8 protein-coding genes are annotated in these 12,980 nt (G+C 68.6%); 3 read left to right on the plus strand and 5 right to left on the minus strand.

From position 1 onward, the window contains the following. The first annotated feature begins 43 nt into the window (after positions 1-43). From LPT13_RS00540 to LPT13_RS00550, 3 genes are read left to right on the plus strand one after another with little or no spacing between them, the layout of a single operon-like run. A complete protein-coding gene (locus LPT13_RS00540) occupies positions 44-1,456 on the plus strand; it encodes a radical SAM protein (RefSeq protein ID WP_242162475.1) in 1,413 nt (470 codons plus the stop codon). Further along, complete coding sequence (locus tag LPT13_RS00545; RefSeq protein ID WP_242162477.1) at positions 1,453-2,328, plus strand: dimethyl sulfoxide reductase anchor subunit family protein; 876 nt, start codon at positions 1,453-1,455, stop codon at positions 2,326-2,328. The genes LPT13_RS00540 and LPT13_RS00545 overlap by 4 nt, the downstream gene beginning before the upstream one ends. Continuing rightward, positions 2,329-3,894 (plus strand): helix-turn-helix domain-containing protein, encoded by a 1,566-nt coding sequence (locus LPT13_RS00550; RefSeq protein WP_242162479.1) that lies wholly within the window; start codon positions 2,329-2,331, stop codon positions 3,892-3,894. Positions 3,895-3,975: 81 nt separating this feature from the next. On the opposite strand, the gene LPT13_RS00555 is transcribed toward LPT13_RS00550, so the two are convergent. From LPT13_RS00555 to LPT13_RS00575, 5 genes are all read right to left on the minus strand, one after another. Beyond that, on the minus strand, positions 3,976-5,736 hold the full coding sequence (locus LPT13_RS00555; RefSeq protein ID WP_242162481.1) for a glucose-6-phosphate isomerase: 1,761 nt from the start codon (positions 5,734-5,736) through the stop codon (positions 3,976-3,978). A gap of 275 nt (positions 5,737-6,011) precedes the next feature. Continuing rightward, complete coding sequence (locus tag LPT13_RS00560; protein WP_242162483.1) at positions 6,012-7,688, minus strand: Na+/H+ antiporter NhaC family protein; 1,677 nt, start codon at positions 7,686-7,688, stop codon at positions 6,012-6,014. 274 nt (positions 7,689-7,962) lie between these two features. Beyond that, positions 7,963-9,540, minus strand: coding sequence for a sodium:solute symporter family protein (locus tag LPT13_RS00565; protein WP_242162484.1), 1,578 nt, complete (start codon positions 9,538-9,540; stop codon positions 7,963-7,965). 113 nt (positions 9,541-9,653) lie between these two features. Continuing rightward, entirely contained in the window at positions 9,654-9,827 is a 174-nt protein-coding gene (locus LPT13_RS00570) for a hypothetical protein (protein WP_242162485.1), read from the minus strand. A 165-nt stretch (positions 9,828-9,992) separates the two neighbouring features. After that, positions 9,993-12,944 carry a hybrid sensor histidine kinase/response regulator gene (locus LPT13_RS00575; RefSeq protein ID WP_242162487.1) on the minus strand — a complete coding sequence of 984 codons (2,952 nt, stop codon included), beginning with the start codon at positions 12,942-12,944 and terminating at the stop codon, positions 9,993-9,995. Positions 12,945-12,980: the final 36 nt, after the last annotated feature.

Here is a 12,980-nt window from a genome sequence, read left to right on the forward strand (position 1 = left end):
GGGGGCAAGGGAAGGGAACCGACGCGCAGGGGGTGCGGCGAACGTGAGACTGGTGACCGAGGCCGACGCCGCGCGCGTCGGCGACCCCGCCTGGCGCGGGTACCTGGCGCGGTTCGCCGGGGTGTCGGCCGACCTGCTGGCCACCATGGAGGGCTTCGGCGTGCCCGTCGAGAGCGCGCCCGGGCCCCGCGCCCGCCGAGGCCGCCTGGCCGCCCTGCGGGACGGGCTCGTCGCACGCGGGGCCCGGGCGCGCAACGACGGCAAGTCGCTGGCCTGGGGAGCCATCTCCCCCGCCTGCGCCCGCTGCCGCACGGGGGTGCGCAGCGTGTCGACCTTCCTCTCCCTGGCCTGCGACCGCAGCTGCTGGTTCTGCTTCAACCCCAACCAGCACGACTACGACCGGTTCCGCGACGCGCCCAAGGACTGGCGCGCCGAGCTCGAGGAGCTCCACCGCCGCCTGGGCGGCCTGGACTGCGTGGCCCTGACCGGCGGCGAGCCGCTGCTGTTCCCCGAGGAGGCGGTCGCGTTCGTGCGCACCGCCCGCGCGCTGGCCCCTAACGCCCACCTGCGCCTGTACACCTCCGGCGCACGCGCCGACGCCGCGCTGATGGGGCGGCTGGCAGAGGCCGGCCTGGACGAGGTGCGCTTCAGCGTCAAGCTGGACGAGGACGCCGCCCGGCAGCAGGCCGTCCTCGACCTGATGGGCGCCGCGGCCGCGGTGATCCCCGCCGTCATGGTGGAGATGCCCGTCGTGCCCGGCACGGGCGCCGCCATGGAGCGGCTGCTGGCCGATCTGGATGCCCGCGGCGTCCGCGGCGTCAACCTGCTGGAGCTGTGCTTCCCCCTCCACAACGCCGCGGCGTTTCGCGAGCGCGGGCTCAAGCTGGTGCGCGAGCCCTACCTCGTCCCCTACTCCTACGGCTACGCCGGCGCCCTGCCCGTGGCGGGCAGCGAGGAGCTGGCGCTCGAGCTCATGGCGGGCGCCATCGACCGCGGCACGGGCCTCGGCCTGCACTGGTGCTCGCTCGAGAACAAGAACACCGCCCAGATATACGGGCAGAACGACGGCGGGGCGCTGGATATCCCGCCGTACCGGTTCTCGCCGCGCAGCTTCTTCTACGAGGCGGTGCGCGCCTTCGGGGACGACGCGGCGTTCTGCCTGGCCCGGCTGGAGGGAAGCGACGTGGCCCGGGAGGCCGACGAGGCGGGCGGCGCGGTCGCCTTCGACCCGCGCGGCCTGGCCCTCTTCGCGCCCGATGACGCCGCCGGCCACCGCCTGTGGCTCGCCTCCGCCGTCATCGAGGACGGCGCGGAGGGGCGGCGCTTCCGCGAGGTGGGCGTGGGGCTCGTCGAGCCGGACGACCTGGCCGCAGGGCGCCTGACCGCGCAGCCCGCGCCCGACCCGGAGGATCCCGGCGCCGACGCGCGCGCCGCGAGCCCGGAGGCCGCACGATGACGCCCCTGGCGCAGCAGGCCCTGGCCGAGGGCGCGAGCCAGATCTCGCTCGTCCTGTTCACCACGGCCACGCCGGCCGGCATCGTGGCCTGCGTGGCCATCACCTGCTACGTGCTGGCGCGGCGCCGCCCGCCCGCCGACTGCGCCCGGTTGCAGCGGTTCCTCATCATCCCGCTGGCCGCCGTCATCCTCGGCCTCATCGCCTCCACCAACCACCTGGGACGCCCGAGCAACACGCTCTACGTGCTCATGGGCGTCGGGCGCTCGCCGCTGTCCAACGAGGTGGTGGCCGTGGTGGTGTTCACGGGCCTGGCGTGGCTGGGCTGGCTCCTGAGCTTCGCGCGGGGACGCGGCCTGCGGGCGGCGCGCGTCCTGCTGGCGCTGTCGCTGCCGGCGGCGGTCTTCGCGCTGGCGCGCATCGCCGGCGCCTACTCCATCGCCACCGTCATCACCTGGTCGCTCCCCTACACGCCGGCGAACCTGGTGCTGGCGGCGCTCACGGGCGGCCCGGTGCTGGCGCTCTGCGTCTTCTCCGCCGCCAAGGTCGACCCGGGGCGGGCCGCCGCGGCCGCGCTGGCGACGGGCATCATCGCCGGCATCGCCCTCACCGCGTCGGAGTGCCTCCAGTACGCGGCGCTCCAGTCGCTGCAGAGCGGGCTCTACCGCGCTGCCGACCTCGTGCCGTTCTACCCGGGGTGCATCGCCGGATCCGCGGCGCTCATCGCCTGCGGGCTGGCGGCCCTGGCCGTGCCCCTCGCACGCCGCGTGCCCCTATCGACCGCGCGCTGCGCGGGCTGCGCGGCCCTCGTCCTGGCCGGCCTGGCCGTGGCGCGCTTCGCATTCTACTGCCTGCGCCTGACCGCGGGGTTCTAGATGGCGGCGACGACCAGGCACCCGCACCCGCCGCGGCCGGCCGCCCGGTGCGCCCGCCCGTGGACGCGCTGGATCCAGCCCAACGTGTCCGTGCTGGGCTACGCCCTGTACCTGGCCATCAACGCCACCTCGCTCTGGGGCGGCGTGTTCCCCTTCTTCCCCGACGAGTTCCGCACGTCGCAGGTGACCTTCTCGTTCATGATCTCCCAGTCGCTGTCGTTCCTGTTCATGTTCCTGAGCAGCATGGCCAGCTCCTACTGGGGGCACGGCACCTTCGCGCGGGTGCTGCCGCTGGGGAGCACCGCCGCCTCGTTCGTCGGATCGGCCCTGCTCATCGCCGCGCTGTACCTGAGCGACGTGCAGATAGGGCTCGTGGTGCTGGCCGGCATCTTCCTCGGCGTGGGCGCGGCCGGGTTCGCCCTGACGTGGCAGCGCTACTTCTCGTCGCTGTCGGCGTCCTTCGGCTACTACTTCCTGCTGCTGGCCACGGCCTGCGGCTCGATCGTGTTCTTCGTGCTGTACCTGGTGCCCATCGCCGTGACGGTGTACCTGGTGCCCCTGGTGCTCGTGCCGCTCTGCGGGCTGTGCGCCGTCCTCTCCGACCGCGCCGTCGACCTGGGCCAACCCCTCTTCGAGGACGTGCCCGCCGAGAACCACCGCACCTACATCCAGGTGATCCGCGACTACTGGCGCGGCGCCGTGGCCATCGGGTCGCTCGGGTTCATATCCGGGCTCATCCGGGCCATCCTGCTGTCGAACGCCGCGCTGGGCAATCTCATCATCGTCATCTCGATGCTCGGCGCGCTGCTGGCGTCGGGCGTGCTGCTGTGGATATGGGGGCGCGGGACGTTCGTGCTGGACATGCGCACGGTGTTCCTGGTGCTGTTCCCCCTCACCGCCGCTGGACTCTTGGCGTTCCCGTTTCTGGCGGGCAGCCTGTCGCCGGTGCTGGCGGGGGCGCTCTACGCGGTGTTCACCTTCGCGAGCCTGGTCATGCTGCTGCAGTGCATGCAGGTGTCGCGCGACCGCGGCATCAACCCGCTGTTCGTGTACGGGTTCTTCGGGAGCATCATCTACCTGATGCAGGACGTGGGCCTCACCCTGGGCTACGCCACCAACATCACCCTCATGCTGGGAACCCAGGCGTTTCTGGTGGTGGCGCTGGCCGGCATGTTCGTGCTGGCCATGGCGCTGTACCTCATGCGCGGCGACGCGCGGCTGCGCCCCACCGCCCACACCGTGGAGAAGGTGGAGTTCATCGGCACGCCCGTGCGGGCGAGGGACGACGCGGGTGAAGGTGCGAAGGAGGGCGCGGGTGCTGCGGCGGAGGGGGCCGGCACGGAAGACGACGACGCCGAGCGCTGCCGGCGGATCCAGAAGCGCTACCTGCTCACCAACCGCGAGACCGAGATCATGGAGCTGTTCGCCCACGGCTACAGCATGCCCCACATCGCCGAGCTGCTGGTGGTGTCCGAGAACACGGTGCGCACCCACTCCAAGCACCTCTACGCCAAGCTGGGCATCCACAAGCGCCAGGAGCTCATCGAGCTGCTCGAGCAGGCGTAGCGCGACGCGCCCGAACGCGAAGGAGCCGCCCGGAGGCGGCTCCCTGGGAATTGGCGTTGGCCGGCGTTGCGCGGCGCGCCCCTAGGCCTCCGCGGGGGCCTCCGCGGGGACGTCGTCGGCCTCGAGCGCGCGGTCGACTAGCAGGTCGGCGATGACCTCGTTCACCACCTCGGCCAGGCAGCGCAGGGTGACGCCCGAGTTGTCGGGCAGGTGCAGGTGCACGCAGCGCCGGCCGCGATCGGCCAGGGTGATGAGGTCGCCGGACGCCTGGGCCTTGGCCAGGGCGCCCAGGCTCTCGGCCTCGCGGGCCAGGGGCACGTCCTTCAGCTCGTCGGCCGACAGGATGAGGAACACGCCCATGTTGGGGCCGCCCTTCTGCAGCTGGCCGGTGGAGTGCAGGTAGCGCGGGCCCACCTCCAGGCACGACACCACGCCGAAGGACTCGGCCACGTCGTGGCGGATGGCCTCGAGCGCCTCGCGGCGCCCCTCGCCGGTAAACGGCAGAAACGCGTTGAGCGCGAAGAAGTCGCCCGGCTTGACGCTGCCCAGAAGCGCCTTCAGGGCGGCGCGCACGTCGGTGCAGTCGGCGAACATCGGCGCCAGGCGCACCTCCACCTCGCCCATGCGCACCTCGTCGATGAAGTCCTGGGTGAAGTCGGGCGCGGGCTGGCCGTCGCGCAGGATGTCGAGCACCACGGCCTTGGCCGAGGCGACGTCGGGCTGGTCGAAGGGGCACACCTTCATGAGGTAGCCGCACATGGCGATGGCGTACTCCCACATGATGAAGTGCTCGGCCAGCTCCTCCACCGAGTCGATGCGGTAGTGCTGGCGCGGGATGGCGGGGTCGATGTAGGCGAGCGACATCTCGAAGTTCTTGGACTCGTCCCAGAGGTCGGCCTTCGTCTGGTACATGATGACGCTGCGGTCGCCCGGGTCGGAGGTGAGCAGCAGGGTGTCGATCTCGATGTTGGGCAGGATGCCCTGTCCGTCCTTGCCGAGTGACTCGGCCACCAGCTGCTCTATCCACAGGCCCAGCACGCGACCGCGCTTGGGCGTGAGGAACGAGAACTTGTTGCGGCCCTTCAGGTAGTTGTCGAAGAGGAACGCGGCCAGGTTGATGGCCGGGTTGTCGATGGCGTCCTCGCTGCAGAGGCGCTCGGCCTCGACGGCATGGTCCATGAGGGCGCGCAGATCGATGCCGGCGAGCGCGGCGGGCAGCAGCCCGAACACGGAGAGCGCCGAGAAGCGGCCGCCCACGGTGGGCTCGCCCGAGAACACGGCGCGCCATCCCTCCTCGCCGGCTTGGCGCTCCAGCTCGGAGCCGGGGTCGGTGACGGCCACCAGATGCCGCGCCAGCTCGTCGGCGGGAAGGGTCTGGCTGAAGGCGTCGCGCAGGGCCGAGAGCACGAGGCGCGGCTCGATGGTGCCGCCGCTCTTCGACGAGATGATCACCAGCGTGGTGCGCGGGTCGGCCGTGGCCAGCACCTCGCGCAGGCGCACCGGCGAGTCGGAGTCGAGCGTGCGGAACTCGACGCGGTTGTGGTCCTGCTTGTTGTACTTGGTGATGGTCATGGGCGCCTGGGTCGAGCCGCCCTGCCCGATGAGCACCACGGTCTCGATGCCGTCCGCCACCGCCTTGTCGGCGAACTCCTGGATGTGCTCGAGCGAGCAGGCGGGGTGGCTGGCCAGATCCGTCCAGCCCATGAAGTTCTCGGCGCAGGCGCGAGCCTCGTCGGAGAAGTCGTACAGCGTGGCGTCCTTGCCGTGGATGCGGCTGGCCACGCAGTCCTTCACGAGGGTCTTCGCGGAGGGATAGAGCTTCTCCATGTCACCGGTGATCATAGGGTTCCTTCTCTCAGGGTATGTTTCGAACAGTTTACCAAAGCCTGGTCAAAGGCACTATTCACCGTCCTCTTCATATGGCGTTTGTGTGAACGGCGAACATCGTCGCGGCTGCGGAGGGTCGTCGGGAGGAGCGAGGATGGGACGGGGGCGGACCCCGCTCGCCCCCAGGCGGCCCCGGCGCCCCAACGCAAGGGCGGCCCGCGCGTGATGCGCGGGCCGCCCTGCGAGCGCGGGCCCCCGGGGAGGAGCCGCGCGGCCTTCGTCCCCCGAGCCTACTCGGCCAGGATCTCCGGCGCGTTCTTCCCGTTGGCGCTCATCTTGTGCAGCACGAGCACGGCTGCCACGATCAGCACCACGCCGACGCCCAGGGAAATCCAGGGGCTCTTCGTGAAGCCGGCGATGATGTAGCCGATGAGGCACACGATCATGACGAGCGTCGCGTACGGGATCTGGGTCGACACATGGCGCAGGTGGTTGCACTTGGCGCCGGCCGACGACAGGATGGTGGTATCGGAGATGGGCGAGATGTGGTCGCCGTAGACGGCGCCGGCGAGCGTGGCGCCGATGGCCACCAGGAACAGCGGGTCGCTCGGCTCGAACACGCCGATGACGATGGGCAGGATGAGCGCGACGGTGCCCCAGGAGGTGCCCATGGCGAACCCGATGAACGCCGCCACCACGAACACGACGGCCGGCAGGAAGTCAAGCCCCACGCCCAAGCCGTTCAGGAAGCCGGACACGAACTCGCCGGTGCCCAGCAGGTAGCGGCACACGCCGCCGAGCGACCAGGCGAGCACGAGGATCATGATGGCGCCCACCATGGAGCGCACGCCCTCGGACACCGCGTCCATGAAGCCGCCGAGCGTGGTCAGCTTGCGCGGCAGGAACTGCGCGGCTGCCCACACGAGCGCCACGCACACGCCGATGCACAGGCCCATGACCGGGTTCTCGCCCACGGCCGTGGCGAAGTCGACGCCCTCGAAGAAGCCGCCCACGTAGAGCATGCCGGCGATGGAGAACACGATGAGCACGAGGATGGGGAGCACCAGGTCGACGACGCGTCCCTTCTCGGATATGTCGAGCCCCTTGTACTCCTCGAGGGTGCCGGAGGCGGCCTCCTCGAAGTCCGCGCGCTCGGTCACCTGCGGCTCAAGCTGGGAGACGTCGATGGCCGCGCCCCTCAGCAGCGCGTCCTCCGCGCGGGCGGCCTCGGCCTCGAGGCGCTCCTCCTCCAAGGCGTCCTCGGCGGGAACGAGGTTGCGCTGCGACGCCGCCTCGGCGGCGCGCATGGGCCCGAAGTCGGCGTTGAGCGCCAGCATGAAGAACACGAAGAAGATGGTCAGCAGCGCGTAGAAGTTGTACGGGATGGAGGCGACGAAGGTGTTGAAGCCGTCCTCGCCCATGTAGCCGCCCACGGCCACGGCCCACGACGACACCGGCGCGATGATGCACACCGGAGCGGCGGTGGAGTCGATGATCCAGGCCAGCTTCTCGTGGCTGATGCGGAACCGGTCGGTGACCGGGCGCATGACGGCACCGACCGTCAGGCAGTTGAAGTAGTCGTCCACGAAGATGATGATGCCGAGCACTGCGGTGAGGATCTGCGCCATCTTCGCGTTCTTGATGTGCGTGGACACCCACTCGGCGTAGGCGCGGGAGCCGCCCGACACGGCGATGACCACCGTGAGCGCCCCCAGCAGGGCAAGGAAGAGCAACAGCGCCCCGTTGCCCGCTATCTGTTCCGCCATCATCTGCGGAACCATGGTGAACGACGCGATCAGCTGCTCGCCGCCGGCGCCGTTCAGCGTGAACTGGTAGATGATCATGCCCACGAACACGCCCACGGTCAGCGACGAGTACACCTCTTTGGTGATGAGCGCCAGACCCAGGGCCAGAAGCGGGGGCACGATCGACCAGATGCCACTGCTGATCAGTTCAAACCCTTCCATGTCTTCCCCTCTGTCGATTGGATACGACGCGGCCGCCCTCGGCCGCGGGGCTGCGACACACGGGCCGCAGGCACCGTGATCCTGCCTGCCGCCCGCGAATCGCAGACGGGCACAAGTATACCTAAAACGCTAAGGGAATCCCCGCACACGGGCAGAACAGCGGCCCGCGAGGGGCGCGATGAGCGTCACGTGGCGCAAAACTTCTGCGCAAAAAAGAGGGGAGCCGCGCGGTGGGCGCGACCCCCTCTTGGGTGCTTGGCGGGGCAGGACGGGGCTACACGTCGGCGGCGGCTCCGGCGGCGGCGCTGGCCAGCTCCTCCTGCTCGAGCTCGCGCTCGAACTCGCGGTCGATGGCGCCCTCGGCCGACGGCGGGTTGATCTCGAAGGGCACCGCCTTCGTGAACAGGCTCACCAACGGCACCACCGCCAGCGACAGCAGCATGCACAGCGCGCCGCAGTTGATGGGGCTCGCAATGAGCGGCGTACCCGCGAAGCCCATCACCATGTTCACGGCCGTGAGCCCCACGCCGATGGCGAACGAGCACCACACGGCCGCCTTGGAGATGCGCCCGGAGTACAGGCCCCACAGGAACGGCCCCAAAAACGCGCCGGCCAGCGCGCCCCACGAGTAGCCCATGAGCTGGGCGATGAACACGATGGACGAGTGGTACTGCAGAAGCGCGATGGCCGCCGACACCACCACGAACGCCACCAGCAGCACGCGCATGTAGCCGATCTGCTGCTTCTCGCTCATGTTCTTCACCAGGTTGCCCTTGATGAGGTCGATGGTGAGCGTCGACGACGACGTGAGCACCAGCGACGACAGCGTCGACATCGAAGCGGATAGCACCAGCACGATGACCAGGCCGATCAGCACGTCAGGCAGGGTCGACAGCATGGTGGGGATGATGGAGTCGTAGATGGGCGTGCCGTTGGCGGCGTACTCGATCTGCCCGGAGTACAGGCGCCCGAAGCCGCCCAGGAAGTACGACCCGCCAGCCACCACGAAGGCGAACACGGTGGAGATGATGGCGCCCTGCTTGACGGCCGGGCCGCTCTTGATGGCGTAGAACTTCTGCACCATCTGCGGCAGGCCCCAGGTACCCAGCGACGTGAGGATGACCACGCCCAGCAGGTTGAACAGGTCGGGGCCGAAGAAGCTGATGAAGGCGCCTTGCATGGGCGTGCCCTCGGCGGGGATCTGCGACAGCGAGATGACCGCCTCGGAGAAGCCGCCGTTGTTCAGGATGACCGCCACGATGACCGCGATGATGCCCAGCAGCATGACGATGCCCTGGATGAAGTCGTTCATGACCGTGGCCATATAGCCGCCCAGCACTACGTAGATGCAGGTCACGATGGCCATGCCGATGACGCACACGTCGTAGGGCAGCGCAAAGGCCATGCCGAACAGGCGCGACAGGCCGTTGTAGACGCTGGCGGTGTAGGGGATGAGGAAGACGAAGATGATGGCCGCCGCCGCGATGCGCAGGGCCTTGGAGCCGTAGCGCTTGCCGAAGAACTCGGGCATGGTGGCGGCGCCCAGGCGGTGGGTGATCTCGCGGGTGCGCGGGCCGAGCACCCACCAGGCCAGCAGGCTGCCGATGATGGCGTTGCCGATGCCGGCCCACGTGGCCGCCAAGCCGTACTTGAAGCCGAACTGGCCCGCGTAGCCCACGAACACCACCGCGCTGAAGTAGCTGGTGCCGTAGGCGAAGGCGCTCATCCACGGGCCGACCTTGCGGCCGCCCAGGATGAAGCCGTCGACGGTGCTGGTGGACTTGCGGCAGTAGATGCCCACGCCCACCGCCACGGCAATGAAGAGCAGGACGAGAATTACTTTGATTACCATGGTGATTCCTAACCGAAGGTGCGTGCAACGCCCCGCAACGGGGCCCGATCGTAGGCGCACACGACCTCTCGTCCGGGGCTACAAAAAAATAGCCACGGGCAAGAACCCGTGTGCTACTGGTATCGATACGTAAATTGCGGGGAGACGGCGCGCTGGGACTGCTGGGCCAGGTGCTCGCTCATGACGGCACGAGCGGCCTCGCCGCAACACTTCTGGGCGAAGTGCTCGCTCATCAGAGCGCGCTCCTCCGTGCCGAGAATGCCGATATGTCCCTGCTTGCCAGCCATGGCCGTTACTTTAGCACAATAAAGCGATGCTGCAAGTAATAATTCGCGGAAGCCACGTGGGCGGCGAAGAAAGCTCGCACGACACCGCCCGTCACCCACGTGCGCGGGCAGCGGCGGGAGAAACGAAGGGGGGGCGCCGGATGGCGCCCCCCCTTGCTCTTGCCTTTAGAACAGCCACTCCTGGAGGGTCTTCACCAGGGCCTCTATCTCCATGGGCTTGGACATGTGGGCGTTCATGCCGGCGGCGTGGGCGCGGCGGATGTCCTCGGCGAAGGCGTCGGCCGTGAGCGCGATGATGGGGATCTTCGCCAGGTCGGGACGGCCCTCCTGGGCGGCGGCGCGGATGGCCTCGGTGGCCTCGTAGCCGTTCATGAGGGGCATCTGGATGTCCATCAGCACCAGGTCGTAGTAGCCGGGCTCGTGCTCGGTGGCCATCTTCACCGCCTGGCGCCCGTTCTCGGCACGCTCCACCTCGACGCCGGTCATGGCCAGGATGTCCTCGGCGATGGCGGCGGCCAGGCTGTTGTCCTCGGTCAGCAGGATGCGGCGCCCCGCGCAGTCGCAGGACTGCAGCACGGCCGCCTCGTCGAGGATCTCCTCCTCGGAATCGGTCAGGAGGTCCTGCATCACATGGACCAGGCGCGAGCGGAACAGCGGCTTGGATATGAAGGCGTCGACGCCGGTGCGCCGGGCCTCCTGCTCGATGACCGACCAGTCGTAGGCCGACAGGATGATGATGGGCAGGTCGTCGGACGCCACCTCGCGGATGCGCTTGGCCGTCTCCACCCCGCTCATGCCCGGCATCTTCCAGTCGAGGATGACGGCCGCGAAGCCGTGCCCCTCATCCACGGACTCGCGCACGCGGTCGACCGCCTCCTGCCCGCTCGTCACGAACTCGGGCTCCATGCCGATCTGCTCGAGCACGTTGCAGGCGCTCTGGCAGGCGTCGAGGTCGTTGTCGGCCACGAGGACGCTGAGCCCGGCCAGGTGGCTGAGGTCCTGGGCCTCGGTGGTGCGCAGCTTGAGGTAGATGGTCACGACGAAGGTGGTGCCCTCGCCCAGCGTGCTCTCCACCTCGATGGTGCCGTTCATCAGGCTCACGATGCTCTTCACGATGGACATGCCCAGCCCGGTGCCCTCGGTGTTGGTCACGCGGTTGTCGCGTGCGCGGGTGAAGGGCTCGAAGATGCGCTGGACGAACTCCTCGTCCATGCCGCAGCCGGTGTCGGCAAACGTGAACTCGTAGCAGCCGCAGCCCTGGATGCGCGAGGGCTTCTCGGCGATGTGCAGGCTGATGGTGCCGCCCTCGGGGGTGAACTTGATGGAGTTGCCCATGATGTTGACGAACACCTGCTGCAGGCGCATGGAGTCGCCCACCACGTGCTCGTGGGAGATGTCGGCGATGTCCACCTTCAGGTGCTGCTGCTTGTCCTCGATCTGCGGGTTGACGATGGTCAGCAGGTTCTCGACGGCTTCGGGCAGATCGAAGTCCTCCTCGTTGAGGGCGATCTTGCCGCTCTCGATCTTGGCCATGTCGAGCACCTCGTTGATGAGGCCCAGCAGGTGACGGCTCGCCACGGTGATCTTGCCCAGGCAGTCCTTCACGCGATCGGTGTCGTCGATGTGCATGGCCGCGATGGCCGTCAGCCCCATGATGGAGTTCATGGGCGTGCGGATGTCGTGCGACATGCTGTTGAGGAAGTCGCTCTTGGCCTTGGAGGCCTGGTCGGCAGCGCGGTAGGCCTCCTCCAGCGCCTCGCGGCTGGCCTGCTCGCGACGCTTGACGTCGGTGATGTCCTGCACGACGTAGAGCACGCCCAGGGGCTTGCCCTCCTCGTCGCGGCGCAGGCAGAGGGTGGACGCCTGGATCCACACCACATCGCCGTCCTGCTTGATGCGGTACTCGTGCTGGAGGAACGGCACCTCCGTCGTGAGCTCCTCGCGGATGGCCTCGACGCTGATGGCCTTGCCGAGGCTCTCGGCGTCCTCGCCGTCGAGGGCGCGTCCCTTCCAGTACTCCTGGAAGGCCTCGAGCGAACCCTGGGGAGGCAGGCTGTTGCGGATGCCGTCAGCCTTGAGGTACTCGTAGGTATGCGCGTTCAGGTCGATGACAACGAATCGCTTGAACAGGTTGATGGAGGTGTCGATGATGCGCGTGGCCTCCTTGTTCTCCAGCAGGAGCTGCTGCTTCTGCTGGCGCGCCTGCACGAGCAGGATGGCGATGAACACCACGAAGGACACCACGATGCCGATGATGAGGTTCACGCCGGCGGCGTTGGCGCGGTTCACCATGGCGCTCGTGATCGACTCGGGGAACGCGCGCAGCAGCATGAGATCGGCGGCTTCGAGCGGCGCGGCGTAGGCGGTGCCCACACCCGAGGACGACTCGTAGGTGAAGCCGAGGGCCCGCCCATCGGAGAAGGCGGCCTTCATGTCGTCGAAGCTGATGTCGTTGGACTCGCCGCTGTACAGCTCGAAGGCGTTCCCCACCTTGACGGAGAAGTTGCTTGAGCGCGCCAGGATGTTGCCCTGGGAATCGCACAGGTAGCTGGAGGTCTGCTCGCCGAAGAAGTAGGTGGTGAGCAGGTTGGACAGGGTCGCCTCGGTGTAGACGCCCGACATGACGCCGATTATCCTCCCGTCATAGCGCAGCGGCGAGTAGAACACGAGGGCGTTCTCCTCGCCGGAGTCCGACCCGAACACCAGGCATGCGCCGGACTTGCCCGCCATGCCCTGCTGGTAGTACTCGTGAGCCGCCCCGTCGACCCCCTTCCCCTCGATGTTGGAGACGCTGCCCTCGGCGTTGGCGAACATGATGTAGTCGAAGGACGTCTCGACGGAGATGTCGGCCAGGACGCCCTCGGTCACCTCGGGGGACGACAGCGTCAGCTCGAAGATGCGCGAGACCGTGTCGATGTTGTCCTGCGCGTTGTCGAACAGCTCGTTGAGGCGACGCGCCGTCTGCTCGGTGGAGCCTTCGACGTAGCGCCCGTTCTGCTCGACGATACGGTCGAGGTTGGCGTTCATGAAGGCGATGAAGGCCGCGATGATCAGGGCCAGCACGACGAGCGCGGCGATGATGCGGTTGCGGGTGACGTTGGTTGCGGGGGTCGTCATGGCGTCGACCTTTCTCGCGGGCAGGCGCGGATGGAG

It is taken from the genome of Adlercreutzia faecimuris (genome assembly GCF_022669055.1).
Taxonomy (GTDB): Bacteria; Actinomycetota; Coriobacteriia; order Coriobacteriales; family Eggerthellaceae; genus Enterorhabdus; species Enterorhabdus faecimuris.

What these genes read in the sequence shown, in the direction of transcription:
- LPT13_RS00545 (WP_242162477.1), top strand. Translation starts at nt 1,453, where the DNA reads ATGACGCCCCTGGCGCAGCAGGCCCTGGCCGAGGGCGCGAGCCAGATC.
- LPT13_RS00550 (WP_242162479.1), top strand. Translation starts at nt 2,329, where the DNA reads ATGGCGGCGACGACCAGGCACCCGCACCCGCCGCGGCCGGCCGCCCGG.
- LPT13_RS00555 (WP_242162481.1), bottom strand. Translation starts at nt 5,736, where the DNA reads ATGATCACCGGTGACATGGAGAAGCTCTATCCCTCCGCGAAGACCCTC.
- LPT13_RS00560 (WP_242162483.1), bottom strand. Translation starts at nt 7,688, where the DNA reads ATGGAAGGGTTTGAACTGATCAGCAGTGGCATCTGGTCGATCGTGCCC.
- LPT13_RS00565 (WP_242162484.1), bottom strand. Translation starts at nt 9,540, where the DNA reads ATGGTAATCAAAGTAATTCTCGTCCTGCTCTTCATTGCCGTGGCGGTG.
- LPT13_RS00570 (WP_242162485.1), bottom strand. Translation starts at nt 9,827, where the DNA reads ATGGCTGGCAAGCAGGGACATATCGGCATTCTCGGCACGGAGGAGCGC.
- LPT13_RS00575 (WP_242162487.1), bottom strand. Translation starts at nt 12,944, where the DNA reads ATGACGACCCCCGCAACCAACGTCACCCGCAACCGCATCATCGCCGCG.